The organism is Sulfitobacter sp., assembly GCF_039977885.1.
Taxonomy (GTDB): Bacteria; Pseudomonadota; Alphaproteobacteria; order Rhodobacterales; family Rhodobacteraceae; genus Sulfitobacter.
This window is the reverse complement of the sequence record NZ_JBDWCI010000020.1, coordinates 268,745-294,630: the sequence shown is the minus strand read 5'-3', so window position 1 is coordinate 294,630 and position 25,886 is coordinate 268,745. Positions and strand designations below refer to the sequence as shown.

Genomic DNA, 25,886 nt, shown 5'->3' with positions numbered 1-25,886 from the left:
TTTTGCCTTTGTTATGCGGTCGCGCGCGGCGCTTTTCTGTCTTTGATAGCCCTGAGTTTTGAAGGCCTGTGTGGTAAGTGAAACAACTTCCGGGTGTTATTTTTCTTTGCTAGCGGCTCCCGAGCCCTATTTGGTTGCTTTGATAAGTTTCTGAATTATCGTATCGTTAACTAATTAGACGGCGCTGATGCGCTTGCTAGCCAAATAAGGACGACATGACTCTATGCCTGATGACGCGAGCAGATCTGAGATGACAATCCCGACGAACTTGCGGCTACTCTTTTTATTGGAAGAGCTGGCTCGGGTCGGTGTGCCGGTTACACCGACGTCCGCGAATGAAGTTTTGGGCCTACCGAAACCGACGATCCACCGCCTGTTTCATACGTTGGAGGAGGAGGGGTTTTTACAGCGCGACATTGACGGGCGCTCCTATGCGCCGGGGACGCGGCTGCGCAGGTTGGCGGCTTCTGTCTTGTCGACCTCTCGCATCCGGATGGTGCGTCAGGCTGCGCTGAGCGCATTGGCAAAAGATGTCGGCGAGACGTGCAATATTGCAATGCCCGAACGCCACGCCATGGTCTATATCGACAGGGCAGAGACCGAATGGCCGCTGCGCATCCAGTTGCCTGTTGGTACAGAGGTACCGTTTCACTGCACAGCCGCGGGCAAGATGTATCTCAGCTCTCTCAAGCCGGGTCTGTTTGCTAGATACCTCAGCATCGTTACGCTGGAATCCTACACAGACCGCACAATCACCGATGCCAGGCTGCTGAGCGCAGAAATAGATGCTGTGCGCAATCGGGGCTACGCCACCGATAATCAGGAATTCATGGAAGGGATGGTTGCAATTGCGGTGCCGCTGTTGGACAGCCAGGGCCGGTTGATGTCAACGCTCTCGATGCATGGCCCCATGCCGCGCGCCGATCTGGATAAATTTACATCCCATCTGCCGCGTTTGCAGGAAGTTGCAAAAGAGCTATCCGGGCTTGTAATCAATTGATGGCCTGAGCCAACCATCCTCGAACTCGATTTTGCTCACACCGGCAAGACGGATGATACGGTCCAACTCCGCCTCAAGAGCCTGCTGACGCCCCTTGCCCCACGCTATGCCCGGCTCGGGCCAAAGTGCACGGATGCGCAGGGTATCCTCGGCGCGAAACGCTTTCATATCCACGCGCCCGACCAGTTGTTGCCCCTGTAAAAGAGGAAAGACGTAGTAGCCGAATATGCGCTTTGCTGCGGGGACAAAGACTTCGATCCGGTATTCGAACCCGAACAGGAAGCTGGCCCGTTTGCGGTCGCGTAGGGCGGGGTCAAAGGGGCTGAGGACGCGCAGGCGTCGCGGGGCAGGGCAATCAGCCGCCTTGTCATCAAGCAAACCCGGCCGGGCAAAGCAGCGCTTTTGTGTGCCATCCGCCCCTGTCACTTCGATTTCTTCGATACGGCCTTTGGCCAATTCTTCCGTACACCATGCTTTTGCCTCGGCCGATGTAGCATGCGCCCAAAAGGCTGCAATTTCGCCCGAGGTGGCAAAGCCCAGTCTGTCCAATGCTCCGTTGCAGCACCAATCAATGGTTTGAGCATCGGAGAGCGCTGTGTTGGGGGCCCAAAGATGCGGTTCCACCACCCGCTCGGTCAAATCATAGCGCTTCTGAAATTTTTCGCGGCCTACCACATGCAATGCGCCGCTGCGCCATAGATATTCCAGCGCGGTTTTGGACGGGTTCCAGTCCCACCAGCCACCCGAACCGCGTTTTTCATTCTTGCCAACATCCGAAGTTCCACAGGGGCCATGGTCGCGGATGTGATCCAGCACGGTCTGGAACTGCTCCTCAAATCCGTCACGACGCCAGTTGCGCCACTGGCCCCGCAGCTTTGCCGCGTCACGGGTGCGGCGCATATGCCAGTGTGGATAAAAGGACAGGGGAATGACAGCAGCATCATGGGTCCAATGCTCGAAAAGTTTGCTGTCACGCTCATACAGCACTTTCAGGTCGTCGGGCCTGTACCTTGGTCTGCGCGCAAAAAGGATCAGGTCGTGGGCGCGGGCCAGCGTATTGATGCTGTCGAGCTGAACAAAGCCCAAACGCTCGATCAGGGCTAAAAGATCAGTCCCGCTTGCAGAGCCTTGCGGCGGATCCAGCAAGGCATGGCGATCGAGAAATATCCGCCGCGCTGCCGTATTTGACAGGCGTGGAAGCGTCATCAGCGCTGTTTTCGACGCAATGTGTCGCCCAACGAAAGGTTAGGCTTCATGGTGATGACTTTGGGCTGGTCTGGATCGGGTTCGCTGCCGGAAGCGTTGAGGATGATCTGCGCAGCAGCAATGCCGATTTCGCGGCGGCACGCATCGGTGGTTGCCAACTGACGTGGCAAACCATCCAACAGCTCGACCCCGTTGAAACCTGCAAGGCCAATTTTGCCCGGTACGTCGATGCCTTCGTCCAGCAGATGCAGCAGGCCGCCTGCGCCGATCATGTCGTTAGAATAGTAGAGGAAATCCAGATCAGGCGAGCGTTCGAGCATGTCCTGCGTCATCTCACGCCCCTTCAGCAGCGCAGAACCGCCAGAATAAAACGCACGATCCTCGATTTCTATTCCTTCTTTGGCCAGTGCTTCGGTAAAGCCTTCGAACCGTTTGCGGGCGCGGTGATCAAGGGGCATCTTGGTGCCGAGAAAACCGATCCGTTCATACCCTTCGCGCAGGATGGCCCGCGCCATATCGCGGCCAGCTTGGCGGTGGCTTATGCCAACCATAGCGTCCACAGGGTTGCCATCTACATCCATGATCTCGACCACAGGAATGCCGGCGTTAAGCAACATCGCGCGCGTAGCTTCGGAATGCTCAAGCCCCGCAATAATCACCCCTGATGGCCGCCATGACAGCATCTCATAGAGCACCTGTTCTTCTTTTTCGGGCCGGTAATCGGTCACACCGACAACCGGCTGCAAGGGCGTGTCGTCTAAAGCTTCGTTCACGCCGTTGAGCACTTCCGGAAAGACCATATTGCTGAGTGAGGGAATGATCACAGCGACAAGATTGACGCGTTGGGATGCCAATGATCCTGCGATCTGGTTGGGTACATACCCCAGCTCTTTGGCAGAGGCCAACACCCGCTCGCGCGTCTTTGCCGATACATCACCGCTTTTTCGCAAGACGCGGCTGACGGTCATCTCCGATACGCCACAGGCCTCGGATACATCGCGTAAGGTGAGGGGGCGCTTGGACGGTTGGGACAAGGTGATGTTCCTGCTGCTGTTGATGCTTGCGTTAGCGTAGTAGGTCACGGCAAGACAGGCAATTGATGATCGCAAATTCACCCTTTAGCCGACGCTCAATGGTCTGGATAAGGCGTTTGGTTTGGGGTATCCAACCGATGACGGCCCCGTGGCTCAACTGGATAGAGCAGCCCCCTCCTAAGGGGCAGGTTGCAGGTTCGAATCCTGCCGGGGTCACCAAAAACGGACTTTATGGCGCAGGATTGAGGTGCGACACTTTGGGAGGGTCGATCCGGTGTGCTTCCAGAGTTTGGCCCGTTGGGGACGGGGGCTATCGATCTTAAAAAACAGTTTGAATTTCACTGTTTAAGGAAGAAAGAACCTTCTCGTTTGAGAATCCCATTCCAAGCGACCGGGGATTGCGATTTTATTGGAGATACGGAAATCGAGCTTTGCGCGGTTTAGGTAGGCAATCCACGTACGGAACGGGATTTTGGCCTTGTCACCATAACCGTCAACCACCAGACACCTTTGCCGTACTTCGTCGAACACGATGTTCTCTGCGCTCAGATCGGGAACGCTGATATTCAGAACGAAAAGTGTTTCGATGCATTCGTTCAGCCAGCGCAATTTTTGATCGTCCAAAGCGTTCGCTTCAATCAGTACTTTAAGTGTACTGGCCAGCGCACCTGATGCGTCTGTGATTTTCTCACATATTTGGGCAAGCCCCTGATCCGTCGCAATCAGCCCGCCCATTTCCGCGATCGGGTTTGGGCGCTGTGCTTTTAGGCATTTAAAGGCTGTGCGTGCGTAATATCGATATTCGATGCGAAATGTACGGTAAGGCCCAAAGCGAATATCATCGACTGCGCGCCGCAGACGGCTGCGTTTGGCGAATTTCGCTCTCTTCCCGGGTTGGATGGTTTTGAGGACTTGATCGGGGTAGCCCGGGCGATCCCAGATTTGCCGAACCCGGCCTTGGGCAATGGGGGTCTGAGCGGCCAGAATAGTGATCCCGCTCGCAATCTGGGCAGCATTCCGGACCGGAGCTGTATGGTAACCAACCCCGAAATTAGCCTTGAAAACAGTACTTGAAAAATGCCGCGTCAAACCAAAAGCCGTCCTGAAAAACATACACACAAGGTTGATATTGCTCGAAATGATACATTATGGAGCCAGCCCGGGTAAGGCTTTGTAATGAATTTGTTACATCAGGGCATTTGAAGGGCATGGCGGTTTGAGTGTCGAGTCCGGTTTGTAAGGGATTCCAGCCTGTTGCCGCCATCTGCGGTCGCCATTTGGCTGCGGGAGCGCGGGCGATGTTATGTTACAGCATGTCTTGCGAGGGGCGCGGGTGTAGGGGCAGGGCTGAACACAATCCAGCGAGCAACCGCCGCAGGCTAGGGGTTGCCGGTTTACGCTCTGATGGGGGTATGTCATAGTTGATGACTTAAAATCGAGGATGATCGGTATGACAAATTCAGCAACAGCATCCCCGCCAAAGCGCAAAGTGAACTCTTGGCTGGTGCGCTACGGGAAGAAGCAACGCAAGTGGATTAACCCCTACATTAAAAAGCACTCGAAGATCGGTGATGCGGCCGTTTTTGACCGCTCTCTTTTTCCTTGGATGTCTGAGCTGGAAGCGGATTGGGAAGCCATTCGTGACGAGGCGCTTGCCGTGCTCAAGCACCGCGATGCGATCCCTCCGCTGGCGAAAATCTCGCCGGATCATAAAAATCTGGACGAACAAAACAAATGGCGGTCGTTCTTTATGTGGGCGTACGGCTTTCGTATCGACCAGAACTGCGACCGCTGCCCCCGGACGACACAGGCGCTCAAAGCGGTTCCAGGGCTGCGGACGGCAATGTTCTCTATCCATGATCCGGGTATGGCGATCCCTCCGCATAAAGGGGTCACTGCGGGCATGTGTGTCTTCCACCTAGGCCTGAAAACTCCCAAAGACACAGCCAATTGTGCCATTCGCGTTGATGATCAGATCGTCAGCTGGAAAGAAGGCGAAGCCTTTGTGTTCGACGACACGAAAGAACATGAAACGTGGAACCGCACGGACGAAGAGCGCGTCATCTTGCTGGTTCAGTTTGACCGCCCAATGAAATTCCCCGGCAATATTGTGGCATCGCTGTTTTTCCATGCGGTGCGCCGCAGTTCCTTTGTAGGCACGGCGCGCAAACAGTTGGGCAATTGGGAAAATACATTCCGTCAGTTTGAAAAGGCCGACGAGTAAATATATCGGCCCGCGGTGTTTCCTGCGGGCCGATCTCACGGCTGCCTGATGGGGATGGCGTTAGACGGGCTGACCTGAAGTGTCTTTGACTTCGGCTGGATCAAACGGGCGTTTCTTGTCAGACCGTTTCCAGCGCAGCTTGCTACAAAACCACGACTCTGCGTTGCGCGTGATCGACCCCTGAATAGAGGTGGCGATTTCCTGAGTAAGCCGCGCTTCGGCTTCTGGACCTTTTTCACCGTTTGGCAAAATTGGCGGGCGGAAGACTGCCCTCAGGTGGCCGGTTTTGAGGCGGACAACATCGAATGTGATGATAGGACAGTTATGTGCAATCGCAAGGCGGGCCGGCATCTGGGTGAATGACGCGGGGCGGCCGAAAAACTCGGCTTCGACACCGGGGCTGACGCGCTGATCCACCAAAAGCCCAATCGATTCGCCGTTTTTCAGCGCCTTGAGGCAGGGCCGTAGGGCTTTGGATTTTTCGACATATTTCACGCCTGTCTCAAGGCGAGGTTTCATCATCAAACCGTTTAGCACGGCATTTTCATGGGGGGTGTAGATGATGGTGAAGGGCTGGTTCTTTTCGGCCATGAGGATCGGGAACATTTCCCAGCTTCCTACATGGGCACCGACATAGATCGCCGGACCTTTGCCATCAAACACCATACCATCGGGCGTTGTGTAATCAATGCGCAGGCCATGTTTGCCTTCCTTGAAGGACTTCATATGAGCGGTTTCTGCGATGTGCCGCCCCGTATTAGCGAGCATTTCTTTGGTCAGCGCGTCAATCTCGGCTTTGCTCAGATGTGGAAAAACGTCGGCAATATTTCTTTTGATATTGCTCGTTTTGATGAGGATGCCGCCGCTGTTCTTTATAATAAAGGCGATAAGGGGCTGTGCTATTCTGAATGGCAACGTTCTGATAACAAAGTGCATGGACGCAATCAGAGGGTTCATGTGCTTTGGAATTTTCTTGGTCAACTTGGATGCCTTCACGCTCAAAAACTCTAAGTGGATTACGCATAGTAGGGCGAATTGTCCAGATGGACCGCCATCGGCTTTGTTGCGTCGGTCGTATCATGCCGATGGGTGGGCTGCCTGAGGTGGCGTTCTGTCGCCCAAGAGGGGAAAAGCCAGTATTGTCCTTGATGTCCTTGTCCAATCTGGGCAGAACGTAGAGAACTTCAAAAAGCGTGGATTAGTACCTTGAAAGCAGTGATTTTAAGCGCCGGACAGGGGAGCAGATTGCTTCCGTTGACGCAAAGCCAACCTAAATGCCTGCTGCCGGTCAACGGCCGCACCATTCTTGAGTGGCAGCTTGCCGCACTGGCGGCAAACGGTGTGAATGATGTGACGGTCGTGACCGGCTTTTATGCTGAAACGGTCGATGCATTGATTGCATCCCGGGATTTCGGTGCGCAGACGGTGCGCACGCTTTATAATCCGTTCTACGCGGTCGCCGATAACGCGGGCAGTTGCTATGTCGCACGCGAATTCATGACGGGCGACTTTATGGTGATCAACGGTGACACGCTGTTCGAGCCTGAGCTGTGCAGGCGCGCACTTGCGCAACACGACACACCTGTGACCGTAACGATTGACCGCAAAGACAGCTATGATGGCGACGATATGAAGGTTTGTCTTGATGGCGACCGTCTGGCGCGCATCGGGAAATCCTTGCCGCTTGATGTTGTGGATGCTGAATCAATCGGGATGCTGATGTTCAGCGAAGAGGGCGGGGCGCATTTTAAAGATGCTATCGTCAATCTGCTGCGTAGCGAAGGCGGGCTGAAGCGCTGGTATTTGCAGGCGATTGACGCGCTTGCGGTCAAGAAGATCGTCGGCACGGCCTCCATCGAGGGGCTGGCATGGCAAGAAGTCGATTTTATGGATGACCTCAAAAGCGCCGAGGCGCTCGGAGAAAAATGGGGCGGCTGACCTTGGTCAGGCGCTCTCGCGCTGTTTGAGTATCTTTTCGGCCAGATAGAAATCTTCGGGCTTGTCCACGTCTATCGCGGCTTCGGCAAAGGGCATATCCGTTGTCGCAAGCCGCGTTCCTGTACGCTTTCCCAACTTGTTGATTGCCTGTGCCAACGTCAGCGTGTTGGTGAGATAGCGTAATGCTGTCATCACGCCCAGCCGACGCAACATGGTCAGCGGGCTTTTGCGGTTCTGCTCGATCTCGCGCCAGAATGTAATCACTCCGTTGGCTTGGGGGGTCTGGAAAGCAAACAGATTGCATCCCCCCGCACCACCATCGCGGAACCGCATACGGGTGCGGCGCGCTTCGGGGTAGGCTTGCATGACCAGATCGGTCTTGGCCATCGCCGCTGTTACATCAGCGTCCTCGGTGAGGGAGGCGAGGAAATACTCGATAATCCCAGGGGTGAGCAGGCAATTATCCGCAGTGGTCATCAAGACCGGGCCAGCAGTCCCCGCGCCTGCGGCTTCAAAGCCGTGCAATGCGCTTTGCGCGGGCGAGGGTTTGGCCTGCAACGCCTGAAGATAGCCACTATCCAGAAGAGGTTTGAGGCTCGGCAAATCCTGCAAGACATCTGGCGTTTCAATGACGACCAGAACCTTGTCGATGGCTTTGACGTTTTGGAGCGCAGCTATCACGCGTTCGATCATCGTCGTGCCGTTGATGGGCAACAGCGCCTTATGCGACACATTGCCCAAGGCGGCGACGCTACAGTCCGGTCCACGGCTGCCTGCGAGAACGATAGCGGTATAGGTCACGTTAGTGATTTTTGGTAAACGCGGTAGGTTTTATAGTGGCGACCACCCATTTTACCCGCAAGGCTGATCATCGCGTGATTGTCTTCCAGAACCCATGACATCTCGAGGGTCTCGGTCCCGCGATCTTCCTGCGCTTTGTGGATTTTCAGCATAAGGTTGCCAACGATCCGGGGACCCAGAACCGTTGCCTGATGTTTCTTGCGCACACCCAAAAGCGGTACGCGCACCGTCTTGAGGCCCTTAACCTTGAGACGCCACAACAGTTTGGCCCAGCCAAAGGGAAGCAGTTTGCCCTGAAGATCGGCAATGGCTTCATTCACGTTTGGCACGCCGACAATAAAGGCTGCGGGTTCGCCATCTACTTCGACAAACCAGAACATTTTCGGGTCGATCACGGGTTTCAGCTCTTTGGCCATATGCGCGATTTCGTCCTCGACCATGGGCACAAAGCCCCAGTTTTCGGACCAGCCATCGTTGAAGATATCGCCGAGGATGCGGATCTCTTCTTGGTATTTCTTCATATTGATGGGGCGCACGACCATGTTTTCGGACAGGCCGCGCTTTTCGAATGCCTTGAGCATTTTGGGCAGCTCATCACCGAACTTCCACTCAAACGCGTGCAGGTCGCGGACTTTATCATAGCCCAGAGCATTCAGATGCGTGTCCACATGCGGGAAGTCATGGCCCATCAGCATCATGGGCGGTGTTTCGTGTCCATCGACCAAAAGGCCGGCTTCTTGATTGATGTTCAGATTGAAGGGGCCGTAAACCACGGTGGCCCCGCGTGCGCGCAGCCAGTCTTCGGCGGTCTTGGTCAGTGCTTCAAAAATGGCGGGATCATCTTCGCCGTCGACCAGGCCAAAATGCCCTTCACCGGGTCCACGCTGTTTTGCTGTGAGCGGGTCAAGCTGTGCGCTGATGCGGCCCACGGCCACGCCGTCCCGCTTTGCCAGCCAGAACTGCACTTCGGCGCGCTTCATGAAGGGGTTCTTTTTCGGGTCCAGTAGGTCCCGCCGCTCCATCAAAAGCGGCGGGATCCACAATGGATCATCTTTATGCAAACTATAGGGTAGCTTGATAAATTCTTCCAATTCCGCCTGTGTGTGAACCGGTACAATGTCGAGTGTCGATGTTTTCACTGGCGGAATTCCAATATTCTAAGCGTTAAGCCTGCTGGCGTGAGGGCGGCCGATCCAATGGAAGGCGGCCGGATTCCTCGGCAACCCACGGATATTTTTCAGCCTTCTCGACGTCATAGCCAAGGTTGTACACAGTCGGGCTACGAGGGCGGTCTTTGGCCTTATCGTAATAGGTTCCCAATGCCTTATCCACACCAAAACTGGTAATGCCATAGTTGCCATCTTCGTGGTGGAAATGGTGCAGTAGGTGGTGCTCTTTCATATGTTTGAGCCACTTGTTCTTTGGCTTGAAGTTCAGGTGCTGGATGCAGTGCACGAACTCGTAAATGCAGGTGATCACAAGGCCGGATGCAAAGGCCGCCGCAGCACCGGCGGGGCCGGCAATAGCCCAACCGATTGGAACGGTGAACGAAAAGATCGTAGGCAGCGTCGTGTAAAGCGCGCCAAACAACACATCCAGGCTGTGCGGGTCCTGATGGTGATCAAAGTGGATGCGCTTCCAGACCGTAGCGGTATGCTTCCAGCGGTATAGGTATTGGCTGTGCAGCACAAAGCGGTGCAGCAGATACCAGACAACCGGATAGACAAACACAATGGCGGCCGCCGCAATGAGCGGCCCAGTCCAGCCGGTGGCCAGAACCGAGGCCGTGATGATGGCCACTACCGCAAGCGCGATATAGGCTTGAATGGCGTAAAACGTAAAATACGCCTTGATGAGGTCGTTCATAGACATTTTTCCAAGGTCGAAACTACGACCTTTCCACGTAGGTGCTTTCATTGTCGCGTCCTTCCTATTGGATACTCAGACATCTTAGATAGGTGTGGGTCAGGATGGTGTCCAGATCACCGAATGTCGCAGATTACAGTCTGAAACATGCGGCGTTACATCGGGCCTTGCGGCTGCATCATGTAAGGTACTGCGTGTGCCGCGCCTTGGGATATAGCCAGAAGGTGCGCGCGGCGTGCCATGCAAACGTCAGGCCCTGCCAGACAGTAATGAACAGAAACGCGGCCGAGCCAAGCCCGATTGCGACGCCAAGGGTGAAGATCACCAGATTGACGTTGCGCCGTGCGATGAAGGTGCGCACCGTCCCGTCGAGTGTGGTCAGCGCGTGCAGGCCGCGTTTGAACCGAGCCTTTGCCACCATAAGGGCAAGGCGGTCCGCGATGTAGAAAATGGTCAGCCAGATGGTCGCCGTATACAGCGGCGCTTGGGAGCCGCCAGCAAGCAGGCCCGCTGCCCATGCAGCGTACCAGAAGGGCGGGTGCACGATATCCAGCCCGTGATCCAGAATGTTGCCGATAGGCGAATCCGTCAGCGTCAGGCGCGCCAGTTTGCCGTCGACGCTGTCGAGGATGGTCATGCCGTAGGCCGCGACAAATCCTGCGAACCAGTATTGGTAGGCAAACAGGGGCACCGCCAGAATGGTGAGGAAGATGCTAAAGATCGTCACCATATTCGGCGTGATCCGCCAACGGATGCACAAGCGGGTAAGCTGCCAAACAATCGGCGGATAGACCCATTTGGTCATGAAATCGGTCGAGCCTTTATAGTTCAGATGGAACAGCCGTTTTTCCAGCTCGGCGCGGTGGGTGTCATCCTGTACCCGCTCCAACAGAAACGGCACATTGCGGCGCAGCGTGCCGATAAAATCAGGCAGCTCGTCCGGCGTGACCTGCCGGATTGTGCCTGCCGCCAACATTTGGTTCGCAATGTCCTGCAGGGATGTGGCATCCGCAGGGGGCAATGTGTCCGAGTTCAACCGCAGCACGGCAGTATCCTTGGCTGCTGCGGTGAAGCAGACAGGGTCGGCACCCTCCATCAGTAGCGGCACAAGGCGCGCATCGATCACCGCACCACCGTCCAGCACCAAAACAGGGCCCTCAACGGTCGCCAGATAGCTTGCCAGACGTTCGGCCACTGTGCCGTTGTCCTGCGCAACCTTATAGCGCGGGTCGGTGGTGGCGTCGGGCATCCCCGAGATGACAACCTCAACAGAGGGGTCTGCGGCTTTCTTGACAGAGCGCAGGATGCGCTCAAGCGAGGTAAAGCCAAAAAGGCGTGGGGCTTGTGATGCAGGGGCTGCATCGATCCAGATACGCATGTGCGATCCTCTCTAACTTTCGGAACGGGACAGGAAAATGCCCGAAATAATAACAAAAACAACCAGCGGCACCCACGCCGCGAACAGCGGTGTAAGAACGCCCGCCTTGCCCAAAGATGCAAAGATGCCATCGAAGACAAGGAACGACAGCCCAAGGGCGATGGCGATGGCGGCACCCATTTGCGGGCCACCCGACCTGCTTTGACCTCTTATGGTCGAGGCTGCAATCAACATCATCACCAATGACGTCAAAGGTCCTACGGACCGGCGGGCCAATTCGGTGCCATAAACCGATGGATCCGCCGAGGAACTCCACGCAACATTGATCACTTTGCCCAGTGTGCTGTTGGTCAACTGTTCGGGGGGCGCGATCAGATCAAGAATGACCTGCGGGTCAGGCCCGTTTGGCCATGGTGTGACTTCAGCCTCGATAATCTGCAGATTGCCTTTCTCTACAACAGCATCAGAGGTTTCATACAGCAGCCAGCCGCCATCCTCAAAACGGGCGGAAGCGGCTGTTTGCTGTCCGGTAAGGCGGCCAATTTCGTCGCGCTGGAAAAAGCTGAGGCCGGTGAGGGTTTTGCCGTCATTTGAAACGCCGCTGATCCTGACAATGTCTTCCTCGCCGCGCAGCCACTGCGGCGCATCTTCATTGAGCAGTGGTTCCCACCATTCGATAAAGGCTTTTTGGGATGTCGGGGCAACGTAGTCCGCCAAAAAGAAATGACCGGCAACGACGATCAAACAGGCGGGTAGGCCCAAGCCGGCGATCTTGAGTGGGGAAATGCCCGCCGCACGCAACACGATCAGCTCGCTGCGGGTGGCCAGCGTCAGAATGCCCATCGTACTGCCAATCAGCACGGCAATGGGGATCAGTCGCTCGATGATGGTGGGCACGCGGTAGGCGACAAAGCGGGCAACATCAGTAAGGCTGCCGCGCTTTTCGAGGATGTCCTCGAAATTGTCGATCAGGTCCATCAAAACCAGCAGCGCCGCGAAGGCAAGCAAGACTGACAGGATGCGGGTACCAACAGTTTTCCCGAAGTAGGTGAACAGAATTCTCATTCGGATGCCCGGCCTTTACGCGACAAACGCGTTTTGACGAACTCTATGCAGCTATCCAACCTGTCAAAGAACATCTCGAGCTTGTTGGGGCGCAAACGTTGGTCAACCCTCAGGAACAGGCGTCCGCAAAAGAATGAAAACACACCAAGGGGCAGCCATAGCCCGATCCATGGCGATGTTACACCAATCCCGACAAGCCCCTCTCCTACCTGCAACGTATAATGAAGCAGCAAAAGCAATAGCACTGCGGTCGCAATCGCGGGCCCTCGACGGCGGCGTTTTGCGGAAATCCCCATCGGAATAGCAAGAAGAGGCATCGCCATAATCGAAAGGGATCGCACCAGACGTGCATGAAGTTCGGATGTGATTTTATTTTGCTCGATATCGCTTGCCTCATCGCCCTCTGGCAGTGGGTTTGCATTGCGCTCCCACAGCTCGCCGAGGGTGAGTTCGCGCTGTTCGCGGCCTCGTGCCCTGTATGGGGCGGGCTGGAAGGCAAAGTCGGGTTTATAGGTAAGCTGACCCAAAAACAGAGTGTAAGGTGCGGTGCCTGGTTTCTCGATCATCTGGACGACGTTCTGCAAAAGGATTTTTGTCTCACCGGTAACATCGTCGGTTTCGACCTGTCCTGCTTCGGCAGTGATGGTCATTTTGCTTCCGTCGTCGGATAGTTGATGCAAAAAAACACCGCCCAACCCTTTGCCGCCGAAATCGACCTCATCCGCAAGAATAGTCAGCCCATCTGTTGGCGTGAAAAAAGTCTTTTCGGAAATTGCCTCGTTCCATACCGCATGGGTGGCGACATGGCGCACGGCGCGATAGGCGTATCGGCTGTAGGGTTGCAGATAACCCAGCAGCAGAACGCTGAGAATAGAAAGGACAATACCGCAGATCAGGATGATCCGAGCCATGCGCCGCACCGATGATCCGGTCGCCAGAATAACGTCCAGTTCGTTGTCGTCGCCCAATTGGGCCATGAGCAGTAAAATACTGATGAAAAATGCCGCAGGCAGGGCAAGACCCAGATAATGCGGCACCAGATTGGCGGCCATCTGGAACACCAACCCCATCGCTGCATTATTGGCCGCCGCAAATTCAAACAGCCGCAGCACGCGCTCCAGAACAAGCGTCAGCAACACGATGCTCAGCGCGATCATAAGCCGGCGCATCGTCAGGGACAGCAGATATTTGTCGATGATACTCATGTGAGTTTAACCGCCACAGATCAGCTTTGTGACCAGCGCTGTCTAAGCTCGTCCACCAGTTTGGTTGTGGTGTCCGCGTCTGGCGTGACCGCCTGACCCAATTGCGGAGGGCCGGGCCATCCGGCGTCCGGCACAGTCATTCCGTCAAAGGGGCGTGTGCCGTCATAGCGGGGGATGACATGGTAATGCACATCGCTATCGACCATCATCAACATCAGGTAATTGATTTTCTCATAGCTGACCATCTCGCCCAGAATGGTTTCGATCTTGGCGATAACGGGCTTGAGATCGGCAAAGCCTTGGGCGCTGACATCGGCAAAGGCCTCAACGGGTTCGCGGCAGATCAGAACAAGCGATCCCAGCGTGACCTGCTCGGGGCGCAGTTGCACGGTCCAATACTCGGTTTCACCGATCACGGTGTCGGGGTGGCCGAACTTTGACATGGTGCTGTTTGGGGCGTGTTCGCTCACTGTATATCTCCGTTGCGACCGGACGAGCGCACTGCTGCCATCCATGGCTTTTTCTAGGGCCATGGATAGCGGACAAATGGAATTTACTCAAGTAGAGCGCGGCATGCGGGGCCAAGCTGCCGCAGACCCTCCGGCGAGTTCTCGCACATGATTGTAACAGTTTATGACAGCGGCATGTCGAGCGACCAGCGGCCAATTGTCTCAAATCCGCGCTGCGTCAGACCGCGCGCATGGGACGACAAACGCCAGCCATGATCCCCGCGCCGCACGTCCCACAGGTTCCACCGCGCCTCGTCTCCTTTGGTGTGCGTAAGGCTCATTGAGGCCGATGGCACACCCAGCACGGGGATCTTGCCTGCGGGGCCGTTGATCAGGCCAAAGTGGCTGTGATGCTGGTGCCCATGCAGGACCAGCTCGGCCCCTGTGCGGGAAAGAACCTCGCGAAAGGCGGCGCGGTCGCGCAGCGCTTTGCGGCGTTTGGTTGGGTGGTCTTCGGGCGGGTGGTGCAGGACCACGCAGCGGAATAGATCCTGACCGCGCAGATTCTCAAGAATGGTCTCAAGTTCTTGTAATTGTTGTTTTCCTAGGGTGCCTGACGCCATGAGTGGCGGCGTGACTGTTGCTGTGGACAGCATGATAAACGCCACCGGCCCGCGTCGGCGCACAAAGGGAAATGTCACTTCGGTTGCGTTATCGCCCAACATCCACGGTGCCCACTGGCCGATCCCTTGATCAAAGGGAACATGGACATAGGCCTCATGATTTCCGGGGATCACTGTCACGTCCTGCGGCGGTCCGACCTGTTCAAGCCAGACGCGCGAGGCGGCAAATTCATCGGGCAGGGCGATATTCGTCAGGTCACCAGAAATGATCAGATGGTCTGGCGTTGCGGCTTTGATATCTGCCAGTAACGCGGCCAGTACCTCGGGCCGGTGGCGCAGGTGCCGTTTGCGGTGCCACGATTTATAGCCAAGAAACCGCTTATTCAGCAGCTGGCCCAATGTAACATTCGGGGTCAGTGGATTGTGCGGATCCGACATATGGGCGAAGGAAAGATGCATAGCACTCGCGTTTGTGATTGTTTCAGATCATATATCGGCATAACCGCTACGCTGATTTTAAGAAAAGAGAAACCTGTTATGCCGACATCCGCTCCTGCGCCAACAACGACCACCCCACCGGTTCGACTGGTGGGGGAAGGCACGCCTATCTGGGGCATGACCTCGGCCGAGCGTCTGGTGCGGATGTGCGCGCGGGCAGGGTTGGATGATGTTGCCGCATGGGATGGTATCGCGCCGGTAAATGATAGCTGTTTGGTGATCAGCGCGGATCACGTTTATGCGCAGGTTCTGCTGGGGGATCTGGCGCGGCAGGTGGGCACTGTGCTGACCTCTGAAGGGCGCCCTGTCGCGGCCCATGTCGCTGCAGACCGGGCGGCGGATGTGGCACAGGATATCGCGGATGGTGTGCTGTCGCGGGCCACGGATCTGGCGCAGGTCGAGCCCGAAGCGCTGAGCACGGCTTACGATGAAAAGCTGCGCAAGCGGGAACTGCCCTATGTTATGCCTCTCACCCTCGCGACAGTGCGCGCCGTAGAGCAGCGCACCTTTGCCGGTTCCTATAAAGGTGTGACCGATTTTGTGACGCTCTATTGCTGGCCGAAACCCGCGATTGCGGTTGTGCGTTGGTGTGCCAAAATGCGCATTACCCCGAATATGGTCACCTCGCTGAGTCTGGTTCTGGTTCTGGCAGCCATGTGGCTGTTCTGGAACGGGTTTTTTATCACCGGCCTGATCTCGGCTTGGTTGATGACCTTTCTTGATACTGTAGATGGCAAGCTGGCGCGGGTGACTGTGACCTCAACCAAATTCGGCAATGTGTTTGACCATGGGATCGACCTGATACACCCGCCGTTCTGGTATTGGGCATGGGTTGTGGGGGTGGTCGCCACGGTCGACACGCCGCCTGACCTAACATGGGCGTTCTGGATTACGGTCGTGGGCTATGTGCTCCAGCGTGTGCAGGAAGGTATCTTTATCAAGGCCTTCAATATGGAAATGCACATTTGGCGTCGTTTTGACAGCCTGTACCGGCTGGTTGTGGCGCGTCGCAATCCCAATCTTGCGCTGCTGACGGTCTTTGCTTTGGTTGGCCTGCCTGCGGAAGGGCTGATTGCTGTAGCGCTTTGGACGGCTGTCTCATTGGTGCTGCATAGCGTGCAAATTGCGCAGGCGGCGAAGGCAACTAAACCTCTGACATCGTGGCTTGACCGTTGAAGATCGGGCTTGTCAGTAACCCGCTTAGCCGTGCCAATCGCAAAAGCGGGGGCATCGCGGCAAATGTGGCCGAAACCGCGGATACTTTTGTGTCCCAACCGCGCACGCATGATCAGCTTTTGGAGGACCTCAAGCGGTTTGCCGAGGCCGGGGTTGAGCTTATCGTGGTGGACGGGGGCGACGGGACAGTGCGTGACGTCGTCAGCTGCATTGATGAGGCCTATACCGGCACATGGCCCGCATTTTCGATCATCCCTTCGGGCAAAACCAATGTCATCGCGGGCGAGGTCGGGCATTTTGACATAGGCGAAGCAGGTTGGCAGCGGGTCCTGTCATTGCGCGCCGGAGGCAGGCTTGGGCGCGTTGAGAAGAAATGCGTAGCCCTTGAGGTGACATGGCCGCTCAAAGATTTGCCCATGCAGCGCGGCTTTCTCATGGGGTTTGCAGCCTTTGCCGAAGGCAAACACATCGCCGAGGAAAAACTGCACCCGATGGGCATAGCCAAAGGCCTTGCCGTGGCGATTGCTATTGGCAGCGTGTTGTACCGTAATTTGATGCCGGGCGCGAAAAAGCGCGCGACATCAGGCGATCCGGGACAGGTTTTGGTGGATGGCGCTGCAACAGATGCAAGCCGTCACTTTCTGGTGGTGGTCAGCACGATCGACCGTTTGACCATGGGAATGCGACCGTTCTGGGATCAAGGGACCGGCCCGCTCAACTGGCTCGATATTTCGGCCCCGCCCAAGCGGGTCTTTAGGGGCTTGATGTCGCTGGCGCTGGGCAAGCGCAAGCTTTGGATGGAGCAGGGCGGCTACGCAAGCGGCCGCGCAGAAGTGCTCGATATCAAGTTCGACGCGCCATTTGTTCTGGACGGAGAGCTGTATGACCCGCATGGGCATGTTCATGTCTCGGCATCCCAACTCATCAGGTTTGTGAGCGAATGACCCAAGCTTTGACAGATATCGTGCGTGCGCAGCTGGACCGTTCGGTTCCCCCCGAGGCCCGCGAATTGGCGAATACTCTGGCCGCAGAAAGCGGAAGCGCGGTCTTGGCGATCCTGTTTTATGGTTCTTGCCTGCGCAACCAAACCGCCGAAGGGGTGCTGGATTTCTATATCCTGCTGGAGAATTACAGTGATTATCACGCATCGCGTCTGGGGGCGGTGGCAAATGCCCTGCTGCCGCCGACGGTGCAATACAGACCCGGTGAGGATGCGCGCGCAAAGATTGCTGTGATCACGCTTGATTCTTTCGCCGCCAGAATGCGCCCCTCCAGCAACGACACGACGATGTGGGCCCGCTTTTGTCAGCCCTCCGCGCTGCTTTATGCGCGCGATGAGCAGGCAGCGGATGCGGTGGCAAAAGCTGTTGCTGACGGTGTTGCAACAGGTGCTGTCTGGGCCCGGCGGCTTGGCCCCCAAGGCGGCACAGCTTCTGAGCTGTGGACAGCGCTTTTCCGCAATACCTACGGTGCCGAGCTTCGGGTGGAAGACGGTAGTGATCGTGGCAACGAGATCTATGAACAGGCCGCAGATTATTTCGACGAAATGTTACTGCCGGCGCTTGAGCATGCCGAGGGCAAGCAGCATCTGAAAGGGTGGAGCACCACGCCCTCGACAGATTACGCGCCAGCGTGGAAGCGCAAAAGGTTTGTGGGAAAGGTCTACAACATCAGCCGCTTGATCAAAGCAACCTTCACCTTTGATCAGAAGGTCGAATATGTGCAGTGGAAAATCGAGCGCCACACAGGCAAGCCTTTGGAGCTTAGTGCGTTTCAAAAACGCCACCTGCTGATCGCGGCTCCGTGGATATTGTGGAAGCTGTGGCGTCAGGGATCAATCCGCTGACGCCACGCGCTGTGTTTTGTTGGTTTAGCTTGCGCTTGCAATACGCTCGGGGGTGATTGCCCCGAATTCGCGACCGACTTTAGTGAAAAGCGCGATGGCGTTGTCGATCTGCTTTTGTGAATGCACGGCGCTGACACTGCTGCGCAGCAAAGCCTGACCCATCGGGGTCGCGGGCGGCAGTGCAAGGTTCACATAAAGACCTTCTTCCAGCAGGGCGTTCCAGAAGGCGACAGCCAGATCAGGCGAGGTCAGTTGGATCGCAACAACGGGGCTCACATCGGGGCCAACGTCAAAGCCTGCATTGCGCAGACCGTCATACAGGCGCTGGGCGTTGTTCATCAGCTTCTCGCGCAGGAACTGGCCGTTCTTGACCTTTTCCAGCGAAGTCACAACCGAGGCCACAACCGAACAAGGCAGGGAAGCGGTGAACATATACGGGCGGCAGGCCACGCGCAGCAGATCGAAATCATCCACGTTAGAAACACAGAAACCACCAACCGCGCCCAGGCTTTTGCTGAAGGTGCCGACGATGAAATCAACCTGATCCTCAACGCCCTGCTCTTCGGCCAGACCGCGGCCATTGGCACCCAGAACACCCATGGAGTGGGCTTCGTCCACAACAAGGTAGCCGCCGAATTCTTTGGTCACGGCTGCGATTTCTTTCAGCGGGGCCTTATCGCCCAACATGCTGTAAATGCCTTCGGTCACAACGATGATATTGCCACCTTTGTCTTCAAGACGGCTCAGGCGTTTGCGCAGATCGTTAAAGTCATTGTGCTTGAACCGCGTGACTTGCGCGCTGGTCAGCTTGCAGGCGTCATAGATACAGGCGTGAGAATCCGCGTCGATAACCAGATGGTCATCGCGGCCTGCCAGCGTGGAAATGATACCAAGGTTGGCCTGATAGCCGGTGGTGAATGTCATGGCGTGACGGCGGCCAAAGAATTCGGCCAGCTCTGTCTCGAGGCGCTGGTGCCAGCCGTAAGAGCCGTTGGCAATCCGTGAGCCGGTCGTACCGGTGCCGTTTTCGCGCAGGGCGGTTACCGCCTGCTCGACGCTGTGTTGATCAAAGGTCAGACCAAGGTAGTTGTTGGTCCCGAACAAAATGGTTTTCTTTCCTCCGACAACGGCTTCGGTCGAAGAAAGCATTTCGTCGAACCGAACGGAAAAAGGATCAGCACCGGCAGATTTGATGTCATCATATGCCGCGTTGAGATCTTTGAATTTATCCAGAATACCCATTATACGTCCGCCTTTTTATTTAATGACCGAACCAGTTCGGCAAGTTCGTGAACAGTTTCAACATCGGCAATACGATCCAGCGGGATCGAAATGTCGTATTCGTCTTCAAGAGCCATCACCAACTCCATCACATCAAGTGACGGCAGGTTGAGTTCTCTGACGATGTTGGTGTCGGCTTTTATCCCGACTGAACCGCTCGCGAGCTTTTGCAGTTCTCTGATGATCACTGCTTCTACGTCTGTGCCCGTCATGTTGTTAATTTCCACTGCGCTCAATTGTTCCCGGTTACGTTGCTGTAACCTCTGTGCAGTATATTAATTACAATGACCCCTGTTAGAAAGGTTTCACGCCCTTACAGGCTGTAAAGAATTGCGTCCGAATGTTTCAAAGCCAATCGTGCTTTTGGTACCATTCTGCCGTTTGAATAAAGCCCTGTTCGATATCGACCTGCGGTTGCCACACGGCCTGAGGTGGCTGTTTTTGCGGGGAAGAGCTCCAATCCCCGTGCAGGATTTCCCGCACCTTGCCTTGCGTTAAAATAGGTGTGTTTCCCGTTATTCTAGATATTGCCTGGGTCGCCAATGCGACAATTCTAAGCAATGGAGAAGGGATTTTTACAAGCTTGGGAGTTGTTTTTAGGGATTTTCCGGCTGCTTTAGCGATTTGTGACCATGTGTAGCCATCAACATTCGCGTCTGAGATCTCAAAAACGCCGTTCACCTCAGGGTTGCAGGAAAAAGCGACAACGGCCTGTGCCACGTCATCCGCGCACACAAGACAAATTCGGTCACTGTCCGATCCTGGGCTGAAAATAGCGCCTTTTGCGGCCATCTGAAATAGTGGAAATGTTTCTTTGTCCCATCGGCCGTAAATTGCCGATGGTCTCAATATAGCGACCGGTGATGCAGCATTTTTCAACAGGATCTCTTCGCCGGCACGCTTGCTCGCGGCGTAATCAGACAGCTCTGGCGCGCGTGCAGCAAAGGAAGACACCATCACCAGCCGGGCGTTGGGGGCCACTTTTGCACTGGCTTTGGCCAAATTCGCACTGCCATGTTCGTTGACGCGGTAAAACGCTTCGCGGCTTTTTGCCTTGATCAATCCGGCGGCGTGGATGACCGCATCGGCACCCAGACACAGCTTTTCCAGCGCGGCTTGATCCGACAGGTCGCCAAGGATGATTTCCGCATCCAGTTCGGGAACAAGCGGATGCAGCGGTTCGCTGCGCACCAACAAGCGGACCTTCCAGCCCGCTTTGGTCAGTGCTGCGACAATGAAACGGCCCAGAAACCCTGTGCCACCCGTGACTGCAGCAATCCTTTGATGGCCGTCTTTTGGGGTGTTCACTTGGCGCTCGTGACCGGCTGCCCTGTCAATGTGCCGTCAAGATAGGACAGGCGCGTACGGGCGCGGCTCAACTTACCAGAGGATGTTCGCAAAAGGCTGTTGTGAGGGACAAGCACGACTTTGCACTGTACCCCATGCGCGGCGCTGATCACCTGTTCGGTTTCGGCGCGCAGGGCCTCGCGGGTTTCTTCATCGGTTGCGCGGCACTGGACAAGCAGGACAATATGCTCGTCATCATTTTCAGCCACCGAAAACGCAGCCACATCTCCGGTGCGGCAGGCTTCGACTTCGCGCTCGACCGACCATTCCAGATCCTGTGGCCAGATGTTGCGGCCGTTCATGATGATCAGATCTTTGGCGCGGCCGGTGATTACGATTTCGCCGTCACATAGATAGCCCAGATCGCCGGTGTTCAGAAAGCCGTCCTCGCCCATCACAGCGGCGGTGTCTTCGGGCAGGCCGTAATAGCCTTCCATCAGGCTTGGCCCGCGTAAGAAGAAGCAGCCAACGCGCATGTCGGGCAGGACATTGCCATCGCCGTCGCGCACTTCCAGTTCGTGGCCCGGCAGGACCTTACCGCATCTGACAAACGACCGCGCCCGCGCAGTATCGTCCGAGGCGGCGACAACATGGCCATCGCCTTCAATGCGGTCCAGATCGACTGTATCAACAACCAACCCCTTGCCGGGCTCATGGAAGCTGATCGCAACAACGGCCTCGGCCATGCCGTAGCTAGGCGAAAACGAGCTGGCACGGAAACCGTAGTCTTTGAATGTCTCGGCAAAGTTACGCAGAACCGATGGGCGCACCATGTCCCCACCGATGCCCGCGGCACGCCATGTGGACAGGTCCAGATCTTCGGACGGTTTGGTGCGCAGCGCGCGCCTGACGCAAAGCTCGTAGCCGAAGGTCGGGCCAAACGACAGGGTGCCACCATGGGCACTGATCGTGTTCAGCCACGTCATGGGACGTTTTGCGAAATCACGGGTCGGGATGATGTCGATGGACATTTGCGTGACGATTGGCGTCAGCAAACAGCCCACGAGACCCAGATCGTGATAGAACGGCAACCATGTGGTGCATCTGTCTTCGGCTTGAATGGTCATGCCGGACAGGGAAATGGCCGCGGTGTTGGCGATAAACGCCTCATGCGTCACGGCAACGCCCGTGGGCGCGCGGGTACTACCCGAGGAAAACTGTAGATAAGACAGCCCGTTTGTGTGCAGCTCGGGCAGGGTAATCGTGTCCTGTAGCGCCGGCATGTCGGCAACTGTTCCGGTGAACTTCAGGCCCAGCTCGGCGGTTGCCTCGACCAGCATGCTTTGCATCTCACTAGGGCCAAAGGCAGCAGCAGCACCGGCGGCGGCAATCATGCGACGGGTCTGGTCTACGTAACCTGCGCGGCCCCGGAAGGCGGCAGGCAGGGGCAGGGGCATCGGGATCAGGCTGGCGTATTGGCACGCCGCAAAAACCCGCAGAAAATCGCCATCACTTTCGGCGATGATCGCGACGCGGTCGCCGGTTTGCAGGCCTGCAGAAATCAGCTGTTGCGCCAATACCAGCGATTGCGTGCGCAGATCACTGTAGGGCAGAACCTCGACAATTTCGCCTCTACCAGAGAAGAAATTGACCCCGGTGTTACCTTCGGCAGCGTAATCCAATGCCTCGGCAAAAGACCGAAAGCCTGCGGCTTTGAACGGAATGCCCCGGTCGGTTGGGGTGGGTGTCTCAATCTTGGTCAAGCCATCGCTTCCTTGTTCGTTCATAGTGCCATCAACCGGTTTCCGCATATGCGCGTTCATTTGCAGAATAATGGTATCAGTAGGTCGTTACATTTTCTCCGCCTACAGACCAGATGGAGCGGTTGGTTCATACTCACAAGTTGTTGCAAAAGTGAAGCAGTAAATAAGCGGCCGAAAGCGTATAAGCCAATTCAGCTTAACTTTCACGCTTGTTTGTCGCCCGTTTCAAAAAGCGCCCGCACGGCGCTGACAGCCCGAGGCGCTTGAGGGATAAGCGGGGCGGATTTTTCGTCATTCGCCAGTTGTTTGAAATAATCACTGGCCGATTTAGGCGGATAGATCACCCCGCTGCGGATCAAATCAAGATAAGCCCGGCCTATGGCCGTATCGGAATGGCGCAGCTTTTCATGAAGGGAAAACAGCGCGCGATCAATTTTGCCGCTTTTGACGTGCAAGGGAAAGATATCCAAGGGTCGCCCCGTCAGAGCGGCCTCATGGGTCATGGAGATACTGTCGTTTGTAACGATGAACCGGTCAGCAAGCGTCAATACGGCGCTATAGGGATTGTCGGCGCTTTTCGACCAAGGGTGAAAGAAAGCCGAAGGTGGCAGCGCGCTGCGCAGGGTTTCGGACACCGCGGGCGGTGTGCGAGGGCTTGTCAGCACCAGCAGTGATCCGCCGTTGGCCGCAAGGGCGGCCTTGGCGTTGTTTGCCAGATGGGTTGCCGCAGAGGTCGGAAACTTCAACACGGGCGTGTCCCCGCCTACCAATACAGCGGTCCAGGGTCGGGGCAGATGGCCAAGGCGGGCCTCCCACGTTTTGAGGGTCGCGGCATCGTTCTGTGCGGGTGTGGTGGTCATCGGGCCGGTCAACTGCACAGCATTGCCTGCGGGGGGCAGCCCGTATTGAGGTGTCGTGAGCACCAGATCAAACGCGCTCAAAGGCGCGCGGGGGCGTCCCACATGGACCAGCTTTGCTCCGCATTGCGCCTTGATCCAGCGTGCAACAGGAACACTGCGCCAGCCCACCGACAGCACCACGTCTGGCCAAGGCGCGCAAAATGTCTCTCTGGTTGTAGGTGTCAAATGCTGCAAGCTGGCCGATCTGCCATAGAATGGTGTCCATAGCGGCAGGCGCTTCAGGCGGTTCTTTTGCCATGTCAGATTTTTGATGTGAAAGGGCCAGCCTAACCCGTCCGCCAATACCTGCAATTGGATATTGTCACCTGCGCGGTGTCCTTGCAAAACCCAAACAAGCGGCTTGTCTGCTGCGCGGATGCTTGCACCTGTTTCTATTTCTGGAGACACACATAAACCCTGCTGATCAAATCCCGAACCTACCGGATTGGGCAGGTTCGGGGAAGGCTCAAAAGCAGGAGGAAGGCAGCAGCAGGCCGCCTTCAGCTGGTTTTGGCAACGTCTTCTTCAAGTGACAGAACTTTACCATCCAGCAGATGATAGACACGGTCAGCAATGCCAACAAATGCGGGTCTGTGGGTGATGGCGATGACAGTGACCTGTCCCGCCAGACCGTGAATGTTCTGCACGATCTCCTGCTCTGAATGAGGATCAAGCGCGCTGGTCACCTCGTCAAGGATCAGCAGGCTCGGGTTGCACACAAGCGCCCGCGCCAAGGCGATCCGCTGGCGCTGGCCCCCTGAAATCATGCCGCCCTTTTCACCTACTTCGGTGTGAATCCCCAAAGGCATTGTCGAGACAAATTCGGCAGCCCCCGCAAGGGTGAGCGCCTTGTGAACGTCCTCTTCACTGATATCGGGATTGCCAAGGGTGATGTTGGAAAAGATGCTGTCATGCAGCAGAATAGGCTCTTGTGGCACATAGCCCACCATAGAACGCCATTCACGGAACGAAAAATCGCTCAGCGGGCGTCCGTCGATCAACACCTGCCCTGAATCGGCTGTGTAGAATCCCAACAGAATATCCGTAATCGTTGTCTTGCCCGAACCTGACGGACCGGTCAGCACAGTTGTGGCATTCTTGGGCAGCTCTAATGTCAGCCCTTGTAAAACTGGGCTGCGCGGATGCGCGAAATGGACATCAACGAATTCGATGCTGTGCTCGAATTTGGGGATCTCGATCGAGGGGTCGGCCTCTTCTTCGGCTTCGGTTTCTGCGATCTGTTCTAGAACCGAGTAATAGGCGCTCTCGGCGATGGCGGCCTTCTGATACTCGTTTTGCATCTTGTTAAAGGTCTTGACCAATTGGGTCAGCGCCAGACCCATCACAGCAAGCTCGGCCGGTGGAAAGCCCCAGTAGGTGATCGCCGATGCAATCCCGATGCCCAGCACCAAGGCCGCCAATGTCTCGTTCGAGGCGCTAAGCGCTTCTTTGGCGAGAACCTGTTGGCGCAAGGCGCTGCGCAGCTTTGAAATGTTTCGATCCATCAGGCGGGCGAAATCGGTCTGCCGCGCCATCGCCTTGAGCGGTTTGATGTTGTTTAGCGTATCGCTGAGGTTTGCGATGAATGTCTTGGCGTGTTTGGTCTGTTTCAGGCCCGCACGGCGCGCACTGCGGATCAAAAATCCCAAAGACAGGGCCACGATACCGCCGACAACCAGCGCCGCAACCGCCGCTTCCCACGAAATAAAGAAGGCGACAACCGTATAGACAATGACCTGTATGCCGTAGACCAGCAAATTTGCCGACGCCAGATAGGCTGCACCCGCGCGGGTCGCTTCCGAGCTTAGGGCATTGGTGATCTTGCCGATGGGCTGTTTGGTGAAAAAGCCCCAGCGCACCAATAACAGCGCGTTGAACAGGTCGCGGCGCATGTTGGTTGTAATATCGGCGACGGTATACCCGACGTAGGTCATGGCGATCATGGTCATCGCGTTTTTGATGACGACCGTGAAAACGGCAAACCCGACAAGCATGACAATATTTGGCTCAATGCCGAAATAGCCAAGATATTCGGTCACTTTCGCGACCGAGGGGCTTGGGTCATCGCCGGGGCTGCCCAGAGCCAGAGATAACGTAGGCAGCAAGCTGGCCAATCCGACCCCTTGCGCAACACCGCCAAGAAAAAGGCACACAAGCACAAGGAGAGGCTTTGTCCCTGATGCCTTGAAAAATATGTTCAGAACGCTGATCAGCGGACCAATCCTTTAGTGATTTCCTGACGCCCCTTATGACAAGGGACGGCACCGACCGAAAGGGGCTCGTGCAATAAGCCTGTTCGTTTGAAAAACTGACCGGGGTAGGGTGACATAAGGGCAAATCAGAGGCT

24 protein-coding genes and 1 tRNA gene are annotated in these 25,886 nt (G+C 56.1%); 7 read left to right on the top strand and 18 right to left on the bottom strand.

The annotated features are described in order from the left end of the window. The first annotated feature begins 250 nt into the window (after positions 1-250). Complete coding sequence (locus ABJM03_RS15090) at positions 251-1,000, top strand: IclR family transcriptional regulator (RefSeq protein WP_348418672.1); 750 nt, start codon at positions 251-253, stop codon at positions 998-1,000. On the opposite strand, the gene ABJM03_RS15085 is transcribed toward ABJM03_RS15090, so the two are convergent. After that, positions 977-2,206, bottom strand: coding sequence for a crosslink repair DNA glycosylase YcaQ family protein (locus ABJM03_RS15085; RefSeq protein WP_348418671.1), 1,230 nt, complete (start codon positions 2,204-2,206; stop codon positions 977-979). The two genes, ABJM03_RS15090 and ABJM03_RS15085, sit on opposite strands and share 24 nt — an antisense overlap. After that, positions 2,206-3,240, bottom strand: coding sequence for a LacI family DNA-binding transcriptional regulator (locus tag ABJM03_RS15080; protein WP_348418670.1), 1,035 nt, complete (start codon positions 3,238-3,240; stop codon positions 2,206-2,208). Before ABJM03_RS15080 ends, ABJM03_RS15085 begins: the two co-directional genes overlap by 1 nt. Before the next feature lie 142 nt (positions 3,241-3,382). Here ABJM03_RS15080 and ABJM03_RS15075 point away from each other — a divergent pair. Beyond that, positions 3,383-3,459 (top strand) — tRNA-Arg (locus ABJM03_RS15075). Positions 3,460-3,585: 126 nt separating this feature from the next. Here the strand turns inward: ABJM03_RS15075 and ABJM03_RS15070 are convergent. Then, positions 3,586-4,353: a YrbL family protein gene (locus ABJM03_RS15070; protein ID WP_348419146.1), complete on the bottom strand. Its 768-nt coding sequence runs from the start codon at positions 4,351-4,353 to the stop codon at positions 3,586-3,588. 337 nt (positions 4,354-4,690) lie between these two features. Here ABJM03_RS15070 and ABJM03_RS15065 point away from each other — a divergent pair, with 337 nt between their 5' ends. Further along, on the top strand, positions 4,691-5,464 hold the full coding sequence (locus tag ABJM03_RS15065) for an aspartyl/asparaginyl beta-hydroxylase domain-containing protein (RefSeq protein ID WP_348418669.1): 774 nt from the start codon (positions 4,691-4,693) through the stop codon (positions 5,462-5,464). Positions 5,465-5,524: 60 nt separating this feature from the next. Here the strand turns inward: ABJM03_RS15065 and ABJM03_RS15060 are convergent, their stop codons facing one another. Continuing rightward, positions 5,525-6,400 (bottom strand): lysophospholipid acyltransferase family protein, encoded by an 876-nt coding sequence (locus ABJM03_RS15060; RefSeq protein WP_348419145.1) that lies wholly within the window; start codon positions 6,398-6,400, stop codon positions 5,525-5,527. Positions 6,401-6,679: 279 nt separating this feature from the next. On the opposite strand from ABJM03_RS15060, the gene ABJM03_RS15055 reads away from it, so the two are divergent. Next, a complete protein-coding gene (locus ABJM03_RS15055) occupies positions 6,680-7,402 on the top strand; it encodes a phosphocholine cytidylyltransferase family protein (protein WP_348419144.1) in 723 nt (240 codons plus the stop codon). A gap of 6 nt (positions 7,403-7,408) precedes the next feature. Here ABJM03_RS15055 and ABJM03_RS15050 read toward each other — a convergent pair whose 3' ends face one another. The 8 genes from ABJM03_RS15050 to ABJM03_RS15015 form a co-directional block, all read right to left on the bottom strand. Next, complete coding sequence (locus tag ABJM03_RS15050; RefSeq protein ID WP_348418668.1) at positions 7,409-8,203, bottom strand: nucleotidyltransferase family protein; 795 nt, start codon at positions 8,201-8,203, stop codon at positions 7,409-7,411. After that, positions 8,200-9,342, bottom strand: coding sequence for an N-acetyltransferase (locus ABJM03_RS15045; RefSeq protein ID WP_348418667.1), 1,143 nt, complete (start codon positions 9,340-9,342; stop codon positions 8,200-8,202). The genes ABJM03_RS15050 and ABJM03_RS15045 overlap by 4 nt, the downstream gene beginning before the upstream one ends. Before the next feature lie 25 nt (positions 9,343-9,367). Further along, positions 9,368-10,120, bottom strand: coding sequence for a sterol desaturase family protein (locus tag ABJM03_RS15040; protein ID WP_348418666.1), 753 nt, complete (start codon positions 10,118-10,120; stop codon positions 9,368-9,370). Between the two features lie 127 nt (positions 10,121-10,247). After that, complete coding sequence (locus ABJM03_RS15035; protein ID WP_348418665.1) at positions 10,248-11,447, bottom strand: CDP-alcohol phosphatidyltransferase family protein; 1,200 nt, start codon at positions 11,445-11,447, stop codon at positions 10,248-10,250. Positions 11,448-11,459: 12 nt separating this feature from the next. Beyond that, positions 11,460-12,512 carry an LPS export ABC transporter permease LptG gene (gene lptG / locus ABJM03_RS15030; RefSeq protein WP_348418664.1) on the bottom strand — a complete coding sequence of 351 codons (1,053 nt, stop codon included), beginning with the start codon at positions 12,510-12,512 and terminating at the stop codon, positions 11,460-11,462. Then, positions 12,509-13,717 carry an LptF/LptG family permease gene (locus tag ABJM03_RS15025; RefSeq protein ID WP_348418663.1) on the bottom strand — a complete coding sequence of 403 codons (1,209 nt, stop codon included), beginning with the start codon at positions 13,715-13,717 and terminating at the stop codon, positions 12,509-12,511. The genes lptG and ABJM03_RS15025 overlap by 4 nt, the downstream gene beginning before the upstream one ends. Before the next feature lie 20 nt (positions 13,718-13,737). Continuing rightward, positions 13,738-14,187, bottom strand: coding sequence for an HIT family protein (locus tag ABJM03_RS15020; protein WP_348418662.1), 450 nt, complete (start codon positions 14,185-14,187; stop codon positions 13,738-13,740). Between the two features lie 161 nt (positions 14,188-14,348). Continuing rightward, entirely contained in the window at positions 14,349-15,248 is a 900-nt protein-coding gene (locus ABJM03_RS15015) for a metallophosphoesterase (protein ID WP_348418661.1), read from the bottom strand. Between the two features lie 78 nt (positions 15,249-15,326). On the opposite strand from ABJM03_RS15015, the gene ABJM03_RS15010 reads away from it, so the two are divergent. Genes ABJM03_RS15010 through ABJM03_RS15000 form a run of 3 tightly spaced genes read left to right on the top strand, consistent with a single transcriptional unit; the run spans position 15,327 to position 18,309 of the window. After that, positions 15,327-16,463, top strand: coding sequence for a CDP-alcohol phosphatidyltransferase family protein (locus ABJM03_RS15010; RefSeq protein ID WP_348418660.1), 1,137 nt, complete (start codon positions 15,327-15,329; stop codon positions 16,461-16,463). Then, a complete protein-coding gene (locus ABJM03_RS15005) occupies positions 16,460-17,407 on the top strand; it encodes a diacylglycerol kinase family protein (RefSeq protein WP_348418659.1) in 948 nt (315 codons plus the stop codon). Before ABJM03_RS15010 ends, ABJM03_RS15005 begins: the two co-directional genes overlap by 4 nt. Next, positions 17,404-18,309, top strand: coding sequence for a hypothetical protein (locus ABJM03_RS15000; protein ID WP_348418658.1), 906 nt, complete (start codon positions 17,404-17,406; stop codon positions 18,307-18,309). The genes ABJM03_RS15005 and ABJM03_RS15000 overlap by 4 nt, the downstream gene beginning before the upstream one ends. Positions 18,310-18,333: 24 nt before the next feature. Here the strand turns inward: ABJM03_RS15000 and ABJM03_RS14995 are convergent, their stop codons facing one another. From ABJM03_RS14995 to ABJM03_RS14970, 6 genes are all read right to left on the bottom strand, one after another. Beyond that, entirely contained in the window at positions 18,334-19,551 is a 1,218-nt protein-coding gene (locus ABJM03_RS14995; RefSeq protein WP_348418657.1) for a pyridoxal phosphate-dependent aminotransferase family protein, read from the bottom strand. Next, positions 19,551-19,802 carry a phosphopantetheine-binding protein gene (locus tag ABJM03_RS14990; RefSeq protein WP_348418656.1) on the bottom strand — a complete coding sequence of 84 codons (252 nt, stop codon included), beginning with the start codon at positions 19,800-19,802 and terminating at the stop codon, positions 19,551-19,553. The genes ABJM03_RS14995 and ABJM03_RS14990 overlap by 1 nt, the downstream gene beginning before the upstream one ends. Before the next feature lie 133 nt (positions 19,803-19,935). After that, positions 19,936-20,898, bottom strand: a complete 963-nt coding sequence (locus ABJM03_RS14985) for an SDR family NAD(P)-dependent oxidoreductase (RefSeq protein ID WP_348418655.1) — start codon at positions 20,896-20,898, stop codon at positions 19,936-19,938. Beyond that, entirely contained in the window at positions 20,895-22,688 is a 1,794-nt protein-coding gene (locus ABJM03_RS14980) for a fatty acyl-AMP ligase (RefSeq protein WP_348418654.1), read from the bottom strand. The genes ABJM03_RS14985 and ABJM03_RS14980 overlap by 4 nt, the downstream gene beginning before the upstream one ends. 155 nt (positions 22,689-22,843) lie before the next feature. Next, positions 22,844-23,947: an ELM1/GtrOC1 family putative glycosyltransferase gene (locus ABJM03_RS14975; protein WP_348418653.1), complete on the bottom strand. Its 1,104-nt coding sequence runs from the start codon at positions 23,945-23,947 to the stop codon at positions 22,844-22,846. 92 nt (positions 23,948-24,039) lie between these two features. Continuing rightward, positions 24,040-25,653 (bottom strand): ABC transporter ATP-binding protein, encoded by a 1,614-nt coding sequence (locus ABJM03_RS14970; RefSeq protein WP_348418652.1) that lies wholly within the window; start codon positions 25,651-25,653, stop codon positions 24,040-24,042. Positions 25,654-25,886 lie beyond the last annotated feature (233 nt).

What these genes read in the sequence shown, in the direction of transcription:
- ABJM03_RS15090 (WP_348418672.1), top strand. Translation starts at nt 251, where the DNA reads ATGACAATCCCGACGAACTTGCGGCTACTCTTTTTATTGGAAGAGCTG.
- ABJM03_RS15085 (WP_348418671.1), bottom strand. Translation starts at nt 2,206, where the DNA reads ATGACGCTTCCACGCCTGTCAAATACGGCAGCGCGGCGGATATTTCTC.
- ABJM03_RS15070 (WP_348419146.1), bottom strand. Translation starts at nt 4,353, where the DNA reads ATGTTTTTCAGGACGGCTTTTGGTTTGACGCGGCATTTTTCAAGTACT.
- ABJM03_RS15065 (WP_348418669.1), top strand. Translation starts at nt 4,691, where the DNA reads ATGACAAATTCAGCAACAGCATCCCCGCCAAAGCGCAAAGTGAACTCT.
- ABJM03_RS15060 (WP_348419145.1), bottom strand. Translation starts at nt 6,400, where the DNA reads ATGCACTTTGTTATCAGAACGTTGCCATTCAGAATAGCACAGCCCCTT.
- ABJM03_RS15040 (WP_348418666.1), bottom strand. Translation starts at nt 10,120, where the DNA reads ATGAAAGCACCTACGTGGAAAGGTCGTAGTTTCGACCTTGGAAAAATG.
- ABJM03_RS15035 (WP_348418665.1), bottom strand. Translation starts at nt 11,447, where the DNA reads ATGCGTATCTGGATCGATGCAGCCCCTGCATCACAAGCCCCACGCCTT.
- lptG (WP_348418664.1), bottom strand. Translation starts at nt 12,512, where the DNA reads ATGAGAATTCTGTTCACCTACTTCGGGAAAACTGTTGGTACCCGCATC.
- ABJM03_RS15025 (WP_348418663.1), bottom strand. Translation starts at nt 13,717, where the DNA reads ATGAGTATCATCGACAAATATCTGCTGTCCCTGACGATGCGCCGGCTT.
- ABJM03_RS15015 (WP_348418661.1), bottom strand. Translation starts at nt 15,248, where the DNA reads ATGCATCTTTCCTTCGCCCATATGTCGGATCCGCACAATCCACTGACC.
- ABJM03_RS15010 (WP_348418660.1), top strand. Translation starts at nt 15,327, where the DNA reads ATGCCGACATCCGCTCCTGCGCCAACAACGACCACCCCACCGGTTCGA.
- ABJM03_RS15000 (WP_348418658.1), top strand. Translation starts at nt 17,404, where the DNA reads ATGACCCAAGCTTTGACAGATATCGTGCGTGCGCAGCTGGACCGTTCG.
- ABJM03_RS14995 (WP_348418657.1), bottom strand. Translation starts at nt 19,551, where the DNA reads ATGGGTATTCTGGATAAATTCAAAGATCTCAACGCGGCATATGATGAC.
- ABJM03_RS14990 (WP_348418656.1), bottom strand. Translation starts at nt 19,802, where the DNA reads ATGACGGGCACAGACGTAGAAGCAGTGATCATCAGAGAACTGCAAAAG.
- ABJM03_RS14980 (WP_348418654.1), bottom strand. Translation starts at nt 22,688, where the DNA reads ATGCGGAAACCGGTTGATGGCACTATGAACGAACAAGGAAGCGATGGC.